This window comes from Flavobacteriales bacterium (genome assembly GCA_016716605.1).
In the GTDB taxonomy this organism is placed as follows: Bacteria; Bacteroidota; Bacteroidia; order Flavobacteriales_F; family PHOS-HE28; genus PHOS-HE28.
This window is the reverse complement of the sequence record JADJWA010000001.1, coordinates 1,562,327-1,581,967: the sequence shown is the minus strand read 5'-3', so window position 1 is coordinate 1,581,967 and position 19,641 is coordinate 1,562,327. Positions and strand designations below refer to the sequence as shown.

General features: G+C 62.7%; 16 protein-coding genes and 2 tRNA genes. 4 read left to right on the top strand and 14 right to left on the bottom strand.

Annotated features, from left to right (window positions below; translation table 11 throughout):
* Window positions 1-6: 6 nt before the first annotated feature.
* The 12 genes from IPM12_06095 to IPM12_06040 all read right to left on the bottom strand — a co-directional run bounded on the left by IPM12_06095 (window position 7) and on the right by IPM12_06040 (window position 10,495).
* Complete coding sequence (locus tag IPM12_06095) at window positions 7-849, bottom strand: phytoene/squalene synthase family protein (GenBank protein MBK9147378.1); 843 nt, start codon at window positions 847-849, stop codon at window positions 7-9.
* Window positions 846-2,333 carry a phytoene desaturase gene (gene crtI / locus IPM12_06090; protein MBK9147377.1) on the bottom strand — a complete coding sequence of 496 codons (1,488 nt, stop codon included), beginning with the start codon at window positions 2,331-2,333 and terminating at the stop codon, window positions 846-848. The genes IPM12_06095 and crtI overlap by 4 nt, the downstream gene beginning before the upstream one ends.
* Window positions 2,334-2,843, bottom strand: coding sequence for an RNA polymerase sigma factor (locus tag IPM12_06085; protein ID MBK9147376.1), 510 nt, complete (start codon window positions 2,841-2,843; stop codon window positions 2,334-2,336).
* 191 nt (window positions 2,844-3,034) lie between these two features.
* Window positions 3,035-4,561 carry a hypothetical protein gene (locus tag IPM12_06080; GenBank protein ID MBK9147375.1) on the bottom strand — a complete coding sequence of 509 codons (1,527 nt, stop codon included), beginning with the start codon at window positions 4,559-4,561 and terminating at the stop codon, window positions 3,035-3,037.
* 69 nt (window positions 4,562-4,630) lie between these two features.
* Window positions 4,631-4,705: transfer RNA gene (locus tag IPM12_06075), tRNA-Val, on the bottom strand.
* Window positions 4,706-4,739: 34 nt separating this feature from the next.
* Window positions 4,740-4,814: transfer RNA gene (locus IPM12_06070), tRNA-Val, on the bottom strand.
* A 72-nt stretch (window positions 4,815-4,886) separates the two neighbouring features.
* A complete protein-coding gene (locus IPM12_06065; GenBank protein ID MBK9147374.1) occupies window positions 4,887-6,104 on the bottom strand; it encodes a bifunctional folylpolyglutamate synthase/dihydrofolate synthase in 1,218 nt (405 codons plus the stop codon).
* A gap of 1 nt (window position 6,105) precedes the next feature.
* Window positions 6,106-6,861: a hypothetical protein gene (locus IPM12_06060; protein ID MBK9147373.1), complete on the bottom strand. Its 756-nt coding sequence runs from the start codon at window positions 6,859-6,861 to the stop codon at window positions 6,106-6,108.
* Between the two features lie 123 nt (window positions 6,862-6,984).
* Window positions 6,985-7,380, bottom strand: a complete 396-nt coding sequence (locus IPM12_06055) for a biopolymer transporter ExbD (protein MBK9147372.1) — start codon at window positions 7,378-7,380, stop codon at window positions 6,985-6,987.
* 1 nt (window position 7,381) lies between these two features.
* Window positions 7,382-8,095, bottom strand: a complete 714-nt coding sequence (locus tag IPM12_06050) for a MotA/TolQ/ExbB proton channel family protein (GenBank protein ID MBK9147371.1) — start codon at window positions 8,093-8,095, stop codon at window positions 7,382-7,384.
* 45 nt (window positions 8,096-8,140) lie between these two features.
* Window positions 8,141-9,364 (bottom strand): amino acid dehydrogenase, encoded by a 1,224-nt coding sequence (locus IPM12_06045; protein MBK9147370.1) that lies wholly within the window; start codon window positions 9,362-9,364, stop codon window positions 8,141-8,143.
* 78 nt (window positions 9,365-9,442) lie between these two features.
* Window positions 9,443-10,495, bottom strand: coding sequence for an anhydro-N-acetylmuramic acid kinase (locus IPM12_06040; GenBank protein MBK9147369.1), 1,053 nt, complete (start codon window positions 10,493-10,495; stop codon window positions 9,443-9,445).
* 130 nt (window positions 10,496-10,625) lie between these two features.
* Between IPM12_06040 and dapF the strand changes: the two genes are divergently transcribed.
* From dapF to IPM12_06025, 3 genes are read left to right on the top strand one after another with little or no spacing between them, the layout of a single operon-like run.
* The gene (gene dapF / locus IPM12_06035) at window positions 10,626-11,405 is read left to right on the top strand and encodes a diaminopimelate epimerase (GenBank protein ID MBK9147368.1); all 780 of its coding nucleotides are present in this window, start codon (window positions 10,626-10,628) and stop codon (window positions 11,403-11,405) included.
* A gap of 3 nt (window positions 11,406-11,408) precedes the next feature.
* Window positions 11,409-12,434, top strand: a complete 1,026-nt coding sequence (gene mltG, locus IPM12_06030) for an endolytic transglycosylase MltG (GenBank protein ID MBK9147367.1) — start codon at window positions 11,409-11,411, stop codon at window positions 12,432-12,434.
* Window positions 12,435-12,494: 60 nt separating this feature from the next.
* A complete protein-coding gene (locus IPM12_06025) occupies window positions 12,495-13,895 on the top strand; it encodes a phosphoglucomutase/phosphomannomutase family protein (protein ID MBK9147366.1) in 1,401 nt (466 codons plus the stop codon).
* On the opposite strand, the gene IPM12_06020 is transcribed toward IPM12_06025, so the two are convergent.
* A complete protein-coding gene (locus tag IPM12_06020) occupies window positions 13,896-18,050 on the bottom strand; it encodes an FG-GAP repeat protein (GenBank protein ID MBK9147365.1) in 4,155 nt (1,384 codons plus the stop codon). It abuts the gene before it with no gap.
* Window positions 18,051-18,124: 74 nt separating this feature from the next.
* Between IPM12_06020 and IPM12_06015 the strand changes: the two genes are divergently transcribed.
* The gene (locus tag IPM12_06015; GenBank protein ID MBK9147364.1) at window positions 18,125-19,045 is read left to right on the top strand and encodes a DUF2279 domain-containing protein; all 921 of its coding nucleotides are present in this window, start codon (window positions 18,125-18,127) and stop codon (window positions 19,043-19,045) included.
* Here the strand turns inward: IPM12_06015 and IPM12_06010 are convergent.
* Window positions 19,036-19,602, bottom strand: coding sequence for an NUDIX hydrolase (locus IPM12_06010; GenBank protein ID MBK9147363.1), 567 nt, complete (start codon window positions 19,600-19,602; stop codon window positions 19,036-19,038). The genes IPM12_06015 and IPM12_06010 overlap by 10 nt on opposite strands.
* Window positions 19,603-19,641 lie beyond the last annotated feature (39 nt).

The following is a 19,641-nucleotide window of genomic DNA, read 5'->3' as shown; positions in this document are numbered from 1 at the left end:
TGGTGATCAGAGCATGCCGAAGCTATGGCGCAGGTAGCTGGTGGTGAGCAGGGCGATCTTCCTACGGTTGCGCACGCGCACGCGCTCCTGCATGATTCGTCCGGCCGGCAGCGCCTTGATCTTGCGGAAGAGGTTCACGTAGTAGATGTGGGCCATGTACACACCGAAGCGCGCGCCCTTCGGCAACTGGCGTATCCCGATCAGCGCCGCATCGAAATCGGCCTGGATGTCGGCCTCGATGGTGCGCTTGGTCTCCTCGTCCCACCGGCTCAGGTCGATGCCGGGGAAGTAGGTGCGACCTAGGTTCTGGTGGTCGTCTTTCAGGTCGCGCAGGAAGTTCACTTTCTGGAAGGCGGCGCCCAGTTTCATGGCCGCTGGCTTCAGCATCTGATAGAGCGCTTCATCGCCCTCACAGAAAACACGGAGGCACATGAGGCCCACCACCTCAGCGCTGCCTAGGATGTAGGTCTCGTAGCTGCGCTGATCATGGTGCCTGTCCATGAGGTCCATGGCCATGCTGTCCAGGAAGGTGTCGAACAGTTCCTGCTCGATGCGATAGTCGTTCACCACCTTCTGGAAGCTGTGTAGGATCGGGTTAAGGCTGATGCCATCCGCGATGGCGCGGTAGGCGTCTTCGCGGAAGCGCGAGAGCAGGCCGTCCTTGTCGAAGCCATGGAAAGTGTCCACGATCTCGTCTGCGAAACGCACGAATCCGTAAATGGCATGGATCGGTGCGTGGAATCTCTTGTCGAGTGAGCGTATGCCCAATGAGAAGGAAGTGCTGTAACCATAGGTGGTGTGCCGGCTCGCCTTCTGGCACACCTTGTCGTAGAGCGCGATCGTATTCATAGGACGATGGATTTGCGGGCGACTTCCTTCGCTACCAGATCGGCCACAACCTGCCCGCTGATGATCGCCGGCGGCACGCCAGGACCGGGTACGGTGAGTTGCCCGGTGTAGTACAGGCCTTCCACCTTGCGGCTCTTCATGCTTGGGCGGAGCGGACCCGTTTGCATGATGGTGTTCGCCATGCCATAGGCGTTGCCCCGGAAAGCATTGTAATCAGCCTGCAGGTCGTTGATGCTGTAGCTGCGCTTCACCACCACGTGCGGGCGTGGGTCGAAGCCAAGTTGCTTGTCCAGTCGCTCCATCACGATGCGATAATAGCGGTCCCGGGTCTCTTCACTGTCGTTGAGGCCCGAAGCGATGGGGATAAGGATCACCATGTTCTCCTTGCCTGCGGGCGCCACTGACGGATCGGTCTTGCTGGCGCAGCTGGTGTAGAACAGAGGCTTGCTGGGCCACGCGGGGTTGTCGTAGATCTCCGCGCTGTGACGGTCCAGCGATTCATCGAAGAAGAGCGTGTGATGCTCCAGGTTGGGCAGCTTCCTATCGAAGCCGAGATAGAACAAGAGCCCGCTCGGCGCCATGGTTCGTTTGTTCCAGTAGTCCTTGCTGTAGCCGCGTGCCTGCTCCGGTACGAGCTCCTGGTCCACGTGGTGGTAGTCGGCGCCGGCCACGACGATGTCAGCCTTCAGCACGTCCTCCTCCGTCTCCACGCCAACGGCCTTGCCATTTTCCACCACGACCCGCTTCACCGGGGTGCAGAAGCGGAGGGTGGCACCCTGTTTCTCCGCAACGCGAACAAAGGCCTCCACCACCTTGCCCATGCCACCCATGGGGTACCAGGTGCCGAGCTCCATGTCCGCGTAGTTCATCAGGCTGTAGAGCGCTGGTGTATTCTGTGGAGCAGCACCGAGGAAGAGCACCGGGAATTCCATCAGCAACCGGAGCCGATCATCGGTGAAATGCGCCTGCACATGCTTGCGCAGGCTGCGGAACACTTTGGTCTTCAAGAGGCCGCCAATAAGGCCGGGATGCATGTACTCGCCCCAGCTCAGCGAAGGGCGGTACACCAGCTCGCCCATGCCGAGGTCGTACTTCAGCTTGGCCTCGTTGAGGAATCGGCCCAGCTCGGCGCCGGCCCCTTTCTCCTTGCTCTCGAAGAAGGCGCGGAGCGCGATCGGGTCGGCCGGGACCGCCCATTTCTCTTCAGGCCCGAAAACCACGCTGTAAGAAGGGTCGAGCCGGATCAGGTCGTAGTGGTCACGGACACGCTCGCCGAAGCTGGCGAAGAAGCGCTCGAACACCTCGGGCATCCAGTAGAAGCTTGGACCCATGTCGAAGATGAAGCCCTGCTCGCTCCAAGTGCGCGCACGGCCACCGGGCTGGGCATTCTTCTCGAGCACGGTCACCCGGAAACCGTTCCGCCCCAACGAGGCGGCGGCGGCCAATCCGGCAAAGCCGGAACCGATGACCACGGCGTGCTTCATTCAGTTCTGGACGTGCTTATCGGTGAGCATCTCCTGCAAGCGCTGGCGTGCCTGATGGATGCGGCTCTTGACGGTTCCGATGGGAATGCCCATTTGCTCGGCGATCTCATGGTATTTGTAGCCTTCGTGGTGCATGAGGAAAGGCGTGCGGAAGGCCTCGTCCAAGCGTTCCAAGCTACGCTCGATCTCACTGCGCTTGACATTGGCCTCAACCGATGCAGGCGTCTGCACGCGGCTCACCACCTCCCGCTCACGCTCCACCGAGTCTAAAAGCACGCGCGTACGCTTATTCCGCCGATGACCGTTGATGAAGGTGTTCTTCACGATCGTGTACACCCACGCCTTGAAGTTCGTGTTATCGCGGAACTTGTCGCGGAAGGTGATGGCCCGCAGCATGCTCTCTTGAACCAGGTCAAGAGCGTTATCGCGGTCCTTGGTCAGGCCTAAGGCGAAGTAGTACAACTGCTGCCGCAGGCTCAGGAGCTGGTGGTTGAATTCGAGGGTTGACATGGTTTTGTTCAGTTTTACGTCTAAATGACTGGACAAATGAAAGAATAGTTGTCCAATGTTTCGTGTTCTTTCTTGAACATTTTTTCATTTTTCGGCTTCATCCCTCGTGAATAGACTGATAATCAGAGTGCTATACTGGAATCAGCGCGGCTCGTATCCGCGCACGCTTGCCGCCTTACAACCAAGCCGAGCTAGGGCACTCTTTGCAATGAGGCTTTTCCCAGCTCGATGACCCGCACCTCGGCATACGTGTGCTGCTGCCCAAGCTCCAGTTGTTCCAAGGTGCTCTGCAGGCAGCTATCGGGCGATTGCATAGGCGCCCGCCACAATAAGACGTGGGAAATGGGCACCGCGGTGAGCGCCTCATAGCGATCCACCTCTACGCACGGCGCATTGCTCGTTGAGAAATCACCCACGGCGAACGGTTGCATTTCCGGCCGCCATTGCACCGGCGAGAATGGCGCAGTGGCCACGAAATTGTCGAGCACCGTGGCGCGCCGGGTGGCTGCCACATAGTTGCTCAGGTTGCTGTGGACCCAATTCCCGCTGTAGTTCAGGGGGAGCACCACCGCCTGCTCGCCGATGGCCGCTGCCCCTGTGATCAGCTCCTCTGCTTCAAGTGAAAGGGATTGCGCCGTGCGCGCTTGAAGCACGGTGTGCCACGCATCGCCGAGCAGAAGCACGGAAGTGGCCGAGGCCACCGCCAATCGAGGTGTCGGACAAGCCACCAAGGCCAAGGATCCCAAGAGCATGAAATAAAGCAGTGCTCTTGGCGATGCACTGCTTCCACCGGCGGCTACATCTGGCAAAAGCAGGAATGCCACGAATGCACCAACCATGAGCAACAGCCAGATACGATTGTTCCTTTCGGTGCGCCAACCAGTGACCATGAGCAAGGCGCACAGCAGCACGACCGGTGCGGCACTCATTGCCGACGTGAAGGACTCGCCCTCGACACCGAGCGCGTTGTAGGCGCGGCCATTGAACAGCCATTGGAGCCGATCACTGATCGGCACCCATGCGGCCGTGCCCTGCGCCGATGGATGGCCGAACAGGTACCAGACAGAGAGCAGCGTACCGGGAGCGGCCGCAAGCGCGGCGTGCGCGGCTTCGCGCAGCCAGGCTCCTTTGCGCAGTCCGTTCCAGAACATGATCGATCCGCTGCAGGCGGCTGCCATCAGGAAGCTGGTGAAGTGCGTGAAGTAGAGCACCGTAAGCAGCACAAGGAGCCTCCACGGGAATCCGGCTTGCGCTTGCGCCCCGCGTTCCCAGGCCGCATGTAAGGCCAGCAGCAGCAGCGGCAAACTCAAGCAGAAGCTGATGAAGCCCATTGCAATAGCGTAGTGCAAGAGCAGGGGCATCGCCAGCAATGTGAGCCAAGCCTGGTCCGGCGTGATGGCCAGGCAGAGCCGGCGAAAGCTCCAAGCCGTTCCGATCACCGCCAGCGTGAACACCAACTTCTCGGCCAACCATGCCGGTGCCAAGGCCATGAGTCCAGCCATGACCAGCGGGCCGGTCCAGTACGGCTCCGGTGAGCGATGCAGGGCGAAGAACTGCTCGGTGAACGCATCACCTCGCAGCAGATCGAGCAGGATGCGGGCGTTGGACAAGTGACATGGCCCATCAATGGTGACGAACCAGGTGCCCGACCAGATCGGCCAGAGGTGAAACAGGGCCAGCGCCCAAAATAAAATCCAGGAGTTCGTCACCGAGCGCATGATGGCAAGGAACGAAAAAGCCCCGGTGGAACCGGGGCCTCGTCCGCCATTGCGATTGCGGCGGTGATGTGGGACCTACTGGATTCGAACCAGTGACCTCATGCGTGTGAAGCATGCGCTCTGAACCAGCTGAGCTAAGATCCCGGACAGGATGCGAAACTAGGAACTGCCATTGGAGTGGAGGCAGCCGGATTCGAACCAGCGACCCTCTGCTTGTAAGGCAGATGCTCTGAACCAGCTGAGCTATGCCTCCGGGCGTCTCGCTTGAAAGAACGGCTTCATCGGCAAGGTGCCCGAAGAAGGGCGGCAAATATAGACGGGCTTCCTATAGTGCCTCCGCCACCACGAAAACGCTGCCGGTCACCAGCACCAGATCGTGCTCTCCAGCTGTTCGCCGGGCAGCCGTGAGGGCCTTCCGCACGCTAGGGTGCGAAATGCCGGATAAGCCGAGGCCCCCCCCCCTCGTGCGTAACGCTCCAGCATCGAGCCCTCGCGGGATGTCGGCCTTACAGAAATAGTAGTTCGCCCCTGTGGGAAGCAGTTCCAGCACCGCATCGATATCCTTGTCATTCACCATGCCCAAAACGATGTGCAGCTTCTCGTGCTGAGTCCGCTGCAAGAGCGCATTCATTGCGCGCATCCCATCCACGTTATGCGCCACATCTGCGATGGTGAGCGGCGCCTGGCCGATCACCTCCCAGCGGCCGCGCAGGCCGGTGTTCGCCACCACGTTCCCGAAACCGCTTCTGACCGCTGCTTCCGGGATGCGCCATCCGCGTTCGCGCAGCACATCGAGCGCTGCCAATGCTGTTCGCCCATTTCGCTCTTGATGCTGGCCTGGCAGCGCACTCGCAACGTGCAGTGCCGAGTGCTGATCAACGAAAGTGATGGGCGATGACGACTCCAAGGCTTTTTGCTTGAATACATCCGCCACTTCTCCTCCCGCTTCGCCGATCACCACCGGAATGCCAGTCTTGATGATGCCCGCTTTCTCCGCTGCGATCTTCACGAGCGTGCCGCCGAGGAATTGCTGATGGTCCCAACCGATGTTGGTGATCACGCTCACCTCGGGCGTCACCACGTTCGTGCTGTCGAGGCGGCCGCCCATGCCGGTTTCAATCACGGCGATGTCCACCTGCTGCTCGCGGAACCACCACAGCGCGAAAGCCACGCCCCATTCGAAGAACGAGGGCTCGATCGGCTCGAATGCGGAACGGTGCTCCTCCACGAAACGCGTCACCGATTCATCGTTCACCATTGTTCCGTTGATGCGGAAACGCTCCCGGAAATCCTTCAGATGCGGCGAAGTGTGCAGGCCCACCTTGTATCCCGCTTCTTGCAGCGCGCTCGCGATGAGCGATGAAGTACTGCCCTTGCCGTTGGTGCCGGCAACATGCACGCACTTCAGCCAGCGCTCCGGATGACCGAGCGCTTCCATGAGCGCGTGCGTGTTGCTGAGATCGGCCTTGTATGCCGATGCGCCGATGCGCTGGTACATGGGCAGCCGTGCGTAGAGGTACGCGAGCGTCTCCGCGTAGGTCACCTTACTCCAGCTCGAAGATGAAGACCAGGAGGCCCATCTGCTCGGCAGGGCCATCGGTGCGTGCGGAGAACAGGCATTGCAGGGCGCCTTTCTTCGCGATGTTGAAGAGCACGGTGCTGGTGGTGGTGCTCTTGTCGAGGTTCTGCGTTACGCGCGTCACCTTGCCTTCGCGGTCCACCCAGATGTTCAAGGCCACCTTGCCGCCGTGATCCGGCTTGTCGGTGATGGTTGGTCCGCGCATGAAGCCGCGGCCCTCGAGTTTGCCCTCGAAGCCCTTGCCCTTGAAATCGCCGCTGCCTCCACCACCGGGCTGTGAACCGGGTGTGTTGCTGCCGCCTGGGTTCTGATTGGTGTTCTCGCTCGGGGTGTTGCTGGGCGTGAAGAGCGAGTTCGGGTTGGGCTTGGGGGGCTTGGGGGTCTCGGTGGTAGGCTTCGGCTTGGGGGTGGGCTTCACCGGCTTGGGCGTCTCGACCGGACTGTCTTCTTCCGTGGCCACCTCTTCCGGCGAGCTGGTTGACGGAACGGGCGGCGCAGATTCCTGCGGCGCGCCTGGATTGGGCAGTGGGTCGCCACCGGTCAATCCTCCGGCGCTTTCGAACACGAGTTCGATCATCTCTTCCTCCGGGAGCGGATTGGGCTGCGTGAGGCCGAAGAACAGGAACAGCAACAAGGCGATGGCATGTACCACGATGGTGGCGATGATGCCTGCGCGGCGGTCGCGGCCCTGTTCCTGGTGCTGGATGGCGATGGTGCTCATGGCCTTGGTGTTGTTCTGATCCCGTGCCGATCAACTCTCGTTCGCCGTTGGCGCGGCCGCCCTGCGCTTTGGTTCGGCCATGCGGCCTCACCTATGCGCAAGTGGGAGCGACATGTCGCGCCCTTACTCGGGTTTGGTTGCCAGGATGATCTTCCACTTGTTGCGCTTGGCGATGTCGAGCACGCTCACGGTGATGCCGGTGGGCACGCTCTGATCCACGTGCATCACCACGGCCTGATCCGCTGGGTGCTTGCTCATTTCGTCCTTCAGTACGCCTTCGAGGTCCGCCGGTTCGATCATGCGGTTGTTCACGCTGTAGTGCTGCTCGGCGTCGATCCGAACCGCCACCTTGGGCTTCTCTTTGGTCTTGTTGGCGCTCTTCGGTAGGTCCACGGGCAGGGCATACGGGCTCACCAGCGTGCTCACGATCACGAAGAAGATGAGCAGCAGGAAGACCAAGTCGGTCATGGAGCTCATGCTGAAGCCCGCATCGACCTTATGTGTGCTGCGCAGGCCCATGTTACTTGGCGGGTGATTCGAGCACGTCCATGAAGGCGATCGTGGTGGCTTCCATCTTCTGGATCACCTTGTTCACGCGTGCGGTGAGCGTGTTGTAGGCCACGTAGGCAATGATGCCGATCACGAGACCGGCCACGGTGGTGACCATGGCCTGCATGATGCCGCCGCTGAGCTGGGCGATCTCCACCCCCGCGCCGCTGATCTTCATGGTGTGGAAGGTGACGATCATGCCGATTACGGTGCCGAGGAAGCCGATCATGGGCGCGGCACCGGAGATGGTGGCCAGCACGGGCAGGCCCTTCTCCAACTGGTAGATCTCGAGCTTGCCGGCGTTCTCGATGCTCACTTCGATGTCCTTCAGCGGCTTGCCCACGCGGCTGAGGCCCTTGTCGAGCATGCGCGCCACAGGGCTCGAGGTCTGCGCGCAGAGGTTGCGCGCGCTGTCGATCTTGCCTTCATGCACATAGTCCCGGATCTTGTTCATGAAGTCCTTGTCTTCTTTCAGCGCACGGCGGATGGCCATGGCGCGCTCGATGATGAGGTAGATGGCGATGAGGCTCATGAGGCCCAGCGGCCCCATGATGTACCAGCCGCCATCGACGATGAGCTGCCAGATGGAGATGGTCTCGATGACGGGTTCGGCCGGTGCGGCTGCGCTGGTCTGTTCCAGGACCTCGCGGGCCTGTTCGATCTGCGTGAAGAGCGGGAAGTGCATGTTTTCGGGTTGTGATGGAACGGCGCGTGGCCGTGCTGAAGTATATCAGTTGAGCTTGGCGAGGGCGATCTCGAAGGCGGTGCGGGTGAGGTGCGTGCGCTGGCTGTTGCGGGCATGGCAATCTTCAATGGCCTTGGCGATCACCTGGCTCACATCCTCGAAGATGGCCTTGTCTGATAACGCATTGCCGGGATGCATGCAATATGCGAACACGCGCGCCATGCCGCAGTTGGCGATGAAGTCGGGGATCACGCTGGCGATGCCGTCGGCGTGCTCGCCAATGGGACCGTAGAAGATCTGCGGATCGGCGAAGGGCACGTTGGCGCCGCTGCTGATGACTTCCAAGCCGCCTTTTGCCATACGATCCACTTGGTCCTGCATGACCAACCGGCTGGCGGCACAGGGCAGGAACACTTCCGCACCGATGTCCCAGATGCGCGCGTTCACCTCCTCGAAGGGCAGCATGTCCTGGATGCGGAGCGCGTTCCCGGCCTTTTCAGTGAAGAGTCCTTTCACCTCCCCTGCACTGAAACCCTCAGGGCGGATGGCGCCGCCGTGCCGATCGATGATGCCCACGATGCTGGCACCCTGTTGAGCGAGGTAATAACCAGCAGCCGCGCCCACGTTGCCCCAGCCTTGCACGATGACTCGCTTGCCTTTCAGTTCCCCGCCGAACACACGGTAATAGTGGCGCACGCTCTCGGCCACGCCCCAACCGGTGATCATGTCGGCCACGGCGTAATTGCCCGCGGCCGGCACGTAGGCGGTATCGTCCACCACTTTGCTCACGCCTTCGCGCAGTTGGGCGATGGCCTTCAGCTTCACCTCCTCCTGCGTGCCGATGTGGCCATTGACCACGCCCTCTTGCGGATGGCGCAAGCCATACCGCTCGGTGATGGGGATCACATCGTGCAATTCGTCCACATTCAGGTCGCCGCCGGTGCCGTAGTAAGTCTTGAGCAAGGGCATCACGGCCTTGTACCAGCGGTCGAGCACGGCATTCTTGCGCGGGTCGGCGGGGTCGAAGTCGATGCCGCTCTTGGCACCGCCGATCGCGGGGCCGCACACGCTGAACTTCACCTCCATGGTCTTGGCCAGGCTCTCCACCTCGCGCTTGTCGAGCCCTTTGCGCATGCGGGTGCCGCCGCCGGCCGCGCCGCCGCGCAGGCTGTTGATGATTACCCAGCCGCGCGCGCCGGTGGGCGCGTCGTTCCATTCGAAGACGATTTCGGGGGCGCGCTCCTCGAAGCGCTTAAGGGCATCACGCATTTCCTATCGGTCGGGGCGAAAGTAGCCGCAGGCTTCAGCCGGTCGCCGCATAGGCGGCACGGTTATTCAAACCGCCTGTTAATAGGGCCTATGCACTGCCCCACCCGCACTATCCCGCTTCGCGCCCGTCACGCTGGCCAGCGCATTCGCCTCTCCGCGGATCCGCAGCACGCCGAGCAACGCGAACACCAGCGCTTCCTTGAAGTCGATGGTGGATCGGGGTGGCAGCACCAGTAATGCGCGGCTATGATCCGCGATGCGCTCGATGAGGAAGCGGTTGTGCGCACCTCCGCCCGTCACGAGCACAGGGCCCTCTGCTTTCTTCAATGCTTTGCGCAATTGCCAGGCGATATGCTCCACGACCGTGCGCAGCCGCTTGCCGACGGGCTGATCGCGATCGTTGATCAAGGGCAGCACCGCTTCCTCGAACCATTCGCGGCCCAGCGATTTCGGCGGCCGCTGCCGGTGGAAAGGCAATCGGTTGAGGTCGGCGAGCAGTTCGGCGCTGAAATGGCTGCCGCGCGCGATGTCGCCATTGCGGTCGAAGGGCTGACCAGCTTCGACCGCCAGGTGATTGAGCGCTTGGTTGCCGATGCAGACATCGTAGCCGGTGATGCGCTTGGGGCCATGCAGGCTGATGTTGCAGATGCCGCCGAGGTTGATGAAGGTGCTGTAGTCTGGGAAGAGGAGCTTCTCGCCCAGCGGCACCAGCGGCGCGCCTTGACCACCGGTGGCCACATCGGCGCTGCGGAAATCGCAGACGGTGGTGATGCCGGTGATGGCCGCGATGCGCGCGCCCGAGCCGATCTGCGCGCTGAAGCCCAACTCGGGCCGATGGAAGATGGTGTGCCCGTGGGATGCGATGAGCTCGGCTTTCTCTCCGCGCAGGAAGCGCTTGCTGGCCTGGCCGATGAATGCGCCGAGGTCGGCATCCAGTTGCGCGAGCTCCAACGCGCTGCCGTGCATGACGTTCAGCAGCCGATCGCGCAGCGCCGGTGGATAGGGCACCGTGCGCGCCTTGAGGATGGCATGGCGCCAGCGGCCGCGCTTCTCCTGCAGCTCGCACAGGGCGAGGTCCAGGCCATCGAGGGAGCTGCCGCTCATGATGCCGAGCGCGCGGTAGGTGGGCATGGGGCAAAGGAAGGGGTTGAAGAGGTTGAGGGTTGAATAGGTTGATCGCCTTCGCTATCGCTTAGGCGATTGAAGATCGGCCCAGTGTGCTAAAGGAGGATGAGGTATGTGAGCAGCGCATCTTTGCTGCATGCTCCTAGCCTTCTCCAAGTGGCACGGCACCGGCAACGACTTCATCCTGGTGGATGATCGCACGGGAGATTTCCCAGCGAGCGATCTCGAACTCGTGCGCCGCCTCTGCGACCGCCACTTCGGCATCGGCAGCGATGGGCTGATCCTGGTGCAGGGGCCGCGCGAAGCGGGCATGGACTTCCACATGGAGTTCTTCAACCCTGATGGGAGCAAGAGCTTCTGCGGCAACGGCAGCCGCTGCGCCTTCGCGGCGTGGAGCGCGTTGCAGGGCCGCTTGGAGCGCGCGCGCTTCACCGCGATCGATGGCGCGCATGAGGGCGCGTGGCACGGCGAGGACGTGGCGGTGACGCTCGGTTACGTGCCTTACGTGTCGCAAGGCGACGACCACGATTTCATCCACAACGGGTCGCCGCACGAGATCGTGCGCGTGGCCGATGTGGATGCGGTGGAGATCATGGTGGATGGACCGAAGCGCGCGCACCATGAGCGGCGCGGCTCCGGCGGCACCAATGTGAACTACATGCGCGTGGCCGAAGGCGTGATCCGCATGCGCACCTTCGAGCGCGGCGTAGAAGCGGAAACTTTGAGCTGCGGCACGGGCGTGGTGGCGGCGGCACTGAGCGCGATGGCCCGGCGGGAAGCGCAATCGCCGGCACGGGTGATCACGCGCGGCGGCCACTTGATGGTTGAAGCCGAGCGCGTGGATCGCGAAGGCTGGGGAAAGATCAGGCTCATCGGCCCGGCCGTGCGCGTGTTCGAGGGCAGCATCACGATCTGATCCATGGCGAAGCGCAAAGGCAAATGGCTGGTGGCCGGTGCGGTCCTGGCGGCTGCGGCTGGCCTAGCGGTTTTCGTGGCGTGGCATGAGGTGATGGGCCCATCGACGCGCTTCGCGGACGAGAGCCGCGTGCTGTTGATCCCCACCGGATCGGATCTTCGAACGGCCATGGACAGCTTGGGACGCATTGAGGCGGTGCACGATGAACGCGCGGCGGAACTGTTGCTGAAGCGTGGCACCATCAGGCCCGGCCGCTACCGCGTGAAGAAGGACATGAACCTGCGCGCCATCGCTCGCATGCTGCATGCCGGTGAGCAGGAGCCCGTGCGCATCACCTTCAGCAATGTGGATCACCTGCAGGAATTGTCGGGACGATTAGGACGCGCGCTGGAGCCGGACTCCGTTGCCTTCCTGAGGGCTTTCCTTGACCCCGACCAGCAACGCGAGGCGGGGCTGAGCGACGCCACCATGATCAGCCTGTTCCTGCCCAACACCTACGAGTTGTGGTGGACCACCACGCCCGAGCAGTTCATCGCGCGCATGCGGAAGGAACACGTTGCCTTCTGGAACGAGAGCAGGCGCGAGCGGCTCGCCGCATTGAAGCTCTCGGCTGCCGAAGCCAGCACGTTGGCCAGCATCGTGCAGGCCGAAACGGTGAAGATGGCCGATGCGCCCACGATCGCTGGCGTGTATCTCAACCGCCTGCGCATCGGCATGCCGCTTCAAGCCGACCCGACGCTCAAGTTCGCATTGGGAACCGGCGAGGTGCAACGCTTGCTCAATCGCGACAAGGAGGTGGATTCACCTTACAACACGTACCGCTACACCGGCCTGCCGCCGGGGCCCATCAACATGCCGGAGCCGCGCTTCATCGATGCCGTGCTCAGCGCGCCCAAGCACGATTACCTCTATTTCTGCGCACGCGCCGACCTGAGCGGCTACAGCGATTTCGCGCGCACTTACGATCAGCACCTGGTGAATGCGCGCCGTTACCAGAAGGCGCTGAACGCGCGGAAGATCTACAGGTGAGCGAGCTCCTGCGAGCCGCCTATTTTCGCGCCCGCTCCGAACAAGGGGAGCCAAGGACAGATGACCAAGATCAAATTCGGCACCGACGGCTGGCGCGCCATCATCGCGCAGGAATTCACGGTTGACAATGTGGCGCGCGTGAGCGTGGCCGTAGCGGATTGGGTGCTGAAGAAGCAGCCCGGCAACACCCGCATCGTGCTGGGCCACGATTGCCGCTTCGGCGGGGCGCTCTTCGCCGAGACCTGCGCCAAGGTGTTCGTGAGCCGCGGCATCGAAGTGCACCTGGCCGAAGGCTTCGTGAGCACACCGATGATCTCGCTCGGCGCGCAGCGCGTGCAGGCCGGCATGGGCGTGGTGCTCACCGCCAGCCACAATCCGCCCAGCTACAACGGCTACAAGCTGAAGGGCATCCACGGCGGCCCACTGATCCCCGAAGAGGTGCAGGAGGTGGAGGACATGATCCCCGCTGCGCACGGCATCGACCTCTCCTCAATCAATCTCGATGAGGCGCGCGCGAAGGGCCTGCTGAAGTCGATCGACCTCGAGACCATGTACGTGGATCACGTGGAGAAGAGCTTCGACATGAAGGCCATCCGCGAATGCGGCATGCGCTGGGGCTACGATGCCATGTATGGCGCTGGACAGAACGTGATGCGGCGCATCCTGCCGAAAGCCACCTTCCTCCATTGCGACTACAACCCCTCGTTCATGGGCCAGGCGCCGGAGCCCATCCACAAGAACCTCGGCGAATTCAGCGCGCTGATCAAGCAAGGCGGGATTGATTGCGGACTGGCCACCGACGGCGACGCCGACCGCATCGGCCTGTACAATGGACGCGGTGAGTTCATCGACTCGCACCACATCATCCTGCTGCTCATCCATTACCTGGTGAAATACAAGAAGTTCACCGGTAAGGTGGTGGTGGCCGTGAGCACCACGCCGAAGGTGAAGAAGCTCTGCGAGCACTACGGCCTCGAGTACCGCGTGACCAAGATCGGCTTCAAGTGGATCAGCGGCATCATGATCACCGAGGACGTGCTGCTGGGCGGTGAGGAGAGCGGCGGCATCGCGATCAAGGGCCACATCCCCGAGCGCGATGGCATCTGGATGGGCCTCACCATCTGGGAATTCATGGCCAAGAGCGGCAAGACCCTCGACGAGCTGATTGCCGAGGTGTACGCCATCGTGGGGCCCTTCGCCTACGAGCGTAACGACCTCCACATCAGCGAGGCGCTGAAACAGCAGGTGCTCAAGGACTGCGACAGCTACGCGCGCTTCGGCGACCTGGAAGTGCGCCGCGTGGAGACCATTGACGGCCACAAGTTCCACTTCGATGGCGAGCAATGGCTCATGATCCGCGCGAGCGGCACCGAACCAGTGCTTCGCTGCTACGCGGAATCGAGCACCATGGCCGGCGCGCAGGCGATCCTCGCAGCGTGCAAGAAGACGATCGGCGCCTGATCAGCGCTTGATCACGGAGGTGGAGGAGTGCACCTGGCCATCGGCATCGATGGCCTGCAGCGCGTAACAACCGGCCGGCCAAGAGGCCATATCGATCCGGATCCTTCCGGTCTCATCCGCGCGGCCCTCGGCCACCAGGCGGCCAACGGGATCCATCACGCGCCATCGGCCTGCGGGCACCAGCCAATCCACGTGATCAATGGCGGGATTCGGCCACGCCGCCGACATGCCATGCCCACCGCGAATGGCCACGACCGGCGAGAACTGCCCGGAACCATCACGGTCAACGATCCGCAAGCGATAGTAGCGCAAGCCATTGCTTCCCGCCGCGTGCAGATGCCGGTACGAAACCGGCGCGCTGCTCGTGCCGACGGCATCCACATAACCGATCGCATCGAAGCCGCGGTCCGCTTCCAACGACCGCTCGATCTCGAATGCGCTCACCCCTTGCTCCGATGCCGTGACCCATTCGAGCAGATCGCCGCCGGCTTCGGCCCGCCCGGTGAACGAGAGCAACTCAACCGGAAGGATGCCGATGTCCCCGAAGCCGGATGCATACCCGTAATGCCAGCGGCCGAAGCGCTGCCCATCGATGAGCTTGTTCTGCGGGTACTCCGCCCGCACGCGCCATTTGTAGCGCATGTGCCCCGGCGTCTTGTAAACGAGTTCCTTGATCTCGCCCCCTGTCAAAGGAAGGTTCGTCCAAGCCGCACTCACGCTCGTGAAGCCCATGCTATTGGTGATGGGTGCACCGCTGAATGGCTGGCCCTCGAAGACCACCTCCCAGCGCAAGCGCGCGGGGGTGCGCTGGATCGGGCTCTTCACGCGGTGGCCGATGCCGAACCAATCAGGCAGCAATGGGTCGAAGCTGTTGGTGGAGAGCGGGCTCACCAGGTCAGTGGCCAATTGGCGCGTCAGGCGCGAAAGGCTCAAAGCTTGGTTGCCGCGATGCAGATAGAACGCGCCTTCATTCGAGAATGCCGGCGCGGCGCTCGGCGCGCCTGCGATCAGGTCGGAATAGCCATCGCCATCGGTATCACCACCACCGGCCACGCTGATCCCGAGGTTCCAGCCCGGCACGTTGCTTTCGACGCTGGTGATCGCGCCGATGCCCGCTGGTGATCCCTCGATCACGTACGCGCGCCCCTCCGCGGCGTGCCCATTCGAGTAGAACGGTGCGCCGATCACCACATCGGCATATCCGTCGCCGTTCATGTCACCACCTTCATCGACCGACGTGCCAAGGCCGGCATTCACCTGATTGGGCTGCACGGTGATCATGCCTGCCGTGGTGGTGCCAGTTGCAGTGCCGCGATAGATGAATGCTCCGCCTTCACCTGCTTGTCCGTTGGCCCATGCGGGTGCGCCCACCACCACCTCATAGAAGCCATCGCCCGTCATGTCGCCGCAGCCGGCCACGGTGGTGCCGAAGAGCGCGTTCGCGAGGTTCGGCTCGAGCTGGATGGCCGGTGTCGTGTTCAGCCCGAATTGGTGGCCGTGATAAACGAAGGCGCCGCCCTCGTTCGCCTGTCCGTTGCTCATCAAGGGCGCGCCCACGATCACATCGCTGTACCCGGAACCGTTCACATCGCCTGCCGTGCTCACCGCCGCTCCGAAGCGGGAGCCGGCCGGGCCGAGCAGGGTGGCGACTGGCGCCGGATCGGTACCGCTGGCCGTGCCGAGATGAATGAAGGCGGTTGCCAGACCGGGGGCGCCCACCACCACATCGGCGAAACCGTCGGAATTCACATCGCCGGCCGTACACGCCCCGAAGCCCAGCTCCGAACCGGCTGATCCGGTGAGCACCAAGGCAGGCGTCGTGCTCAACCCGCCGCCCGAACCGTGGTAAACGTAGGCCCTGCCGTTGCCGCTGAGCGGCGCACCCACGATCACATCGGCGTAACCATCGCCGTTCACGTCGCCGGCGGTGGCCACCGATGCGCCAAAACGCGCTCCGGCCACATTCCCTTCGAGGATCAAGTCCGGCGTTGCCCCAATGCCAGCGGCACTGCCATAGTGAACATGCGCCAAACCCTCGCCGGCCTGCCCGTTGCTCGCTTCGGGCGCCCCGATGATCACGTCGCTGAAGCCATCGCCGTTCACATCGCCGGCATCAGCGACCGATTCGCCCATGCGCGCACCGGCTTGGCCCGAGGCTGCTGAGACGCTTGCAACTGTCGACACATTGCTGGCGCCGCCGTGATACATGAGTGCCCCGCCGGAAACACCGTAGAGCTTCATGCCGATGAGGAAGTCACTGTAGCCATCGCCGTTCACATCACCGGCCCCGCTCACGCTCTCGCCCATGTTGGCGCCCGTGATGTTGTATTCGTACCGCGTGGTGAAGGACGTCGGGATCCCAGCAGGCGAGCCAAGGAAGAGGAAGCCCGCGCCCTCTGACGCTTGCCCGCCTGTGAAGGTGGTGGCGCCCACCAGCACATCGGCATATCCATCGCCGTTCACATCGCCGGCGCACGAGACGCTGCGGCCGAACCAAGCATTGGCTTGGGTGTAGGAGAGCACGGTGGCGGGTGCCGCCTGGATTCCCGCAGCCGACCCGTGGTACACCAGCATGTTGCCAGCCTGTACCGGAGCCCCGCTGGCCCCACCGCGCCAATCGCCCACGATCATGTCGCTGTAGCCATCGCCATTCACATCACCGGCGCTGGCGAGGCTCCAGCCCATGTTGCTCACATGCGCGAAGGCATTGATGATCGAATTCGGCGCCGGGTTGGCGCCACCGGCGATGCCCACGGCGCTCCCGTGGTACACGCAAACGATGCCATCGTCGGTGCCATTGAGGTCGAAGCGGAAGCCCGCCACTCCGATGTCGCTGTAGCCATCGCCATTCACATCGCCGAGGCCTGCCACGGCGTTCCCGAATTGCGCGGCGCCCTGATTGCGCTCGAGGCGCTTGTGGAACACGGGGTTCAAGCCGGTGGCGCCGCCGAGGAAGACCCACGCACAGCCCTCAAGCGAAGTGGGGTAATACGCGTAGGGCGACCCGATCACCACATCGCTGTACCCGTCGTTGTTCAGGTCTCCGGCGCATGAGACGCTGAAGCCCATGAACTGATTGGTGGCATTCGGCTGCAAGATGTAATTCGCCACGGTTCCGATGCCGGCAGCCGAACCGTGGAACACGAACACGGCACCTTCCTGGTTCTCGGCCGCAGCACTCTCCCAGCTGCTGGCGCCCACGAGCAGATCGCCATAGCCATCGCCGTTCACATCGCCCGCGGTGCCCACCGAATAACCGAACTGCGAGGAAACCTGATTGGATTGCAGGGTGACGTTAGGCGCCGAGCTGATACCGGAGGGGCTGCCGTAGTAGACGAATACCACGCCTTCATTCGTCTCGCCCATCGACCCGCTTGGTGCGGAAACGACCACATCGCTGTACCCATCGCCATTCAGGTCGCCAGCCGTGCGCAGCGAGAGGCTGAACTGGCCGTTTGCGAGCGGGTTCACCAGCAGCAGGGTAGGAACGGCAGCCACCGGATCGATGGTGACCGGATAGCGCGCGTCCCGATCATCGACCGCGATCCACACCCGGTCCGTTTCCGCAGTGATGCGGGCATGGAGCGCCTTCCCGCAGGCGTCCCAGACCCTGAGCCCACTGTAGATGAGGCGCACGCTGCCATCCTCTCCGATGAACCGCAGTTCGTCATCCGTCGAAAGACGGGATTCCGAATCGCCTGCCACGGCCAATCCGACCTGTACCCGCCCGCATCCCTCCGGGCGCTCGTGGATCACGAAATTCTGCCGAAGCCCGGCCTGGTCATGCACGTACTGCACGCTGAGCCCATCGCCGAAGTACTCCAGCATCGCATCATCGACCTCGCGCCGTTGCGCGCTCCACGCATGGAGCTTCGTGCCCTCGCGACCGTGTCCGAGCACGCGCAATCCATCGGCTCGGCATTCCGTGCCCAAGGTCTCCACCAAGAAACCGCCTGCATCGATCCTGGCTTGCTGGCCGAGTTGCTGATTCACGGCCAGGAAATCGGCACCGTTGCCCGAAGGGTGGATCCGGAGCTGGTGCGCCTCGATCCACGATGCGGAAATCCGGTCCAATTCCGCATCCTGCGCCAGAAGAAGAAAAGGCGATCCGCAAAGGATCGCCGCGATGGAAAGGATGGAGCGGCTTGTGAGCAAGGGGCCGCAAAATACCTCTAACCGGCCCCGAAAGACAAGGCATGCAGCATGAAAGTACCTTTGGGCCAGCGACTTTGCCTCAGATCCCGAACTCCTTCACAGGCCTCTTGGCGGTGCTCATCGGCGCCTGTGCGAGCGCGTCTCCATGCGCGGCGCAGGCCGATGCGTCTTCAATGCAGAGCGTTGACCGGCGGCGCTGCCGTTGCCTGGCTTTCTCATCGGGTGGAGCGGTCGCGGGCGCCACGGCTGCATTGATCGCTTTGGATCAAGCCTGGTATGCGCAATATGAGCGGGAGCCCTTTCACAGTTTCGATGACAGTGACGAATGGCTGCAGATGGATAAGACCGGCCATCTGCTGAGCGGCTACATGCTCGGCGCTTGGGGCCATGCGGCCATGAAGCATTGCGGCACCGGCGATCGGAGCGCGCGTTGGGTCGGCGGTTCCGTTGGACTGGCGTTCATGACCGGCATCGAAATACTCGACGGCACCTCATCGGGTTGGGGCTTCTCGTGGAGCGACATGGCGGCAAACGCTGTTGGCGCTGGTCTTTTCATCGCACAGGATGCGATCTGGCACGAACAGCGGATCATGCCGAAGATCTCCCTGCGACTTACGCCTTATGCCTCGCAACGCCCCGACCTTCTAGGCGAAGGCGTTGCCGACCGCCTGCTGAAGGACTACAATGGCGTCACGCTCTGGTTGAGCTTCAACCTGAAGGAACTGAGCGGGGAGAGTATCCTTCCGCCGTGGATGGCTCTGGCTGTCGGTTATGGCGCCGAAGGGATGGTGAGCGCGCATCCGGAACTGCAGATCGGCGGTGATCCGGTGTTCCGGCAATTCTACCTGGCGCCCGACATCGATCTCACCCGCATCCGCACGCGGAGCAAGCTGTTGCGCACCCTGCTCTTCATGGCCAACAGCATCAAGGTACCCATGCCTGCACTGGAGTACCGCAGCAATGGCGTGTGGAAGGGGCACTGGCTCTACTTCTGAAGCGTGAGGCTGCCATCGCGCAGCAGGCAATCCACTTTCAGCACGCCTGCCACGGTGAGGCTGTCGCGCAATTCGCCGCGCACGACCATGGCCACGAGCTCACGGAAGGGCAGCTTGCGGATCTCGAGCTGCTCGTTGTGGTCAGGCTCAGGCTCAAAAAAGGTGAGCCCCTGCGCCACATAGATGATCGCCTCCTCGTCGCTGGCGCTGTTGCTCAGGTCCATGCGCAGCACCTCGGTCCAATGCTCGGCCATGATGCCTGCCTCTTCGCGCAATTCGCGAACCGCGCCCTCGATCGGCGGCTGGTCGCGCGGCGAGCCACCCTCAATGATCTCCCAGCTGTAAGCGTTGATCGGGTATCGGTACTGACCCACGATCCAAGTATTGCCATCGGCATCGAGCGGGATGATGCCCACTGCCAGGTTGCGGAAATGCACCACGCCGTAGATGCCCTCGCGACCACCAGGATCGATGATCTCGTGGTGGCTGACGCTGATCCACGGCGTGGCGTAGCGCTCCTCCGCCTTAAGGGTCTTCCAAGGGCCTCGTTCCTCCATGCGGCAAGTTTACCGGCACGCCGGTAACGGCCCTTCGGC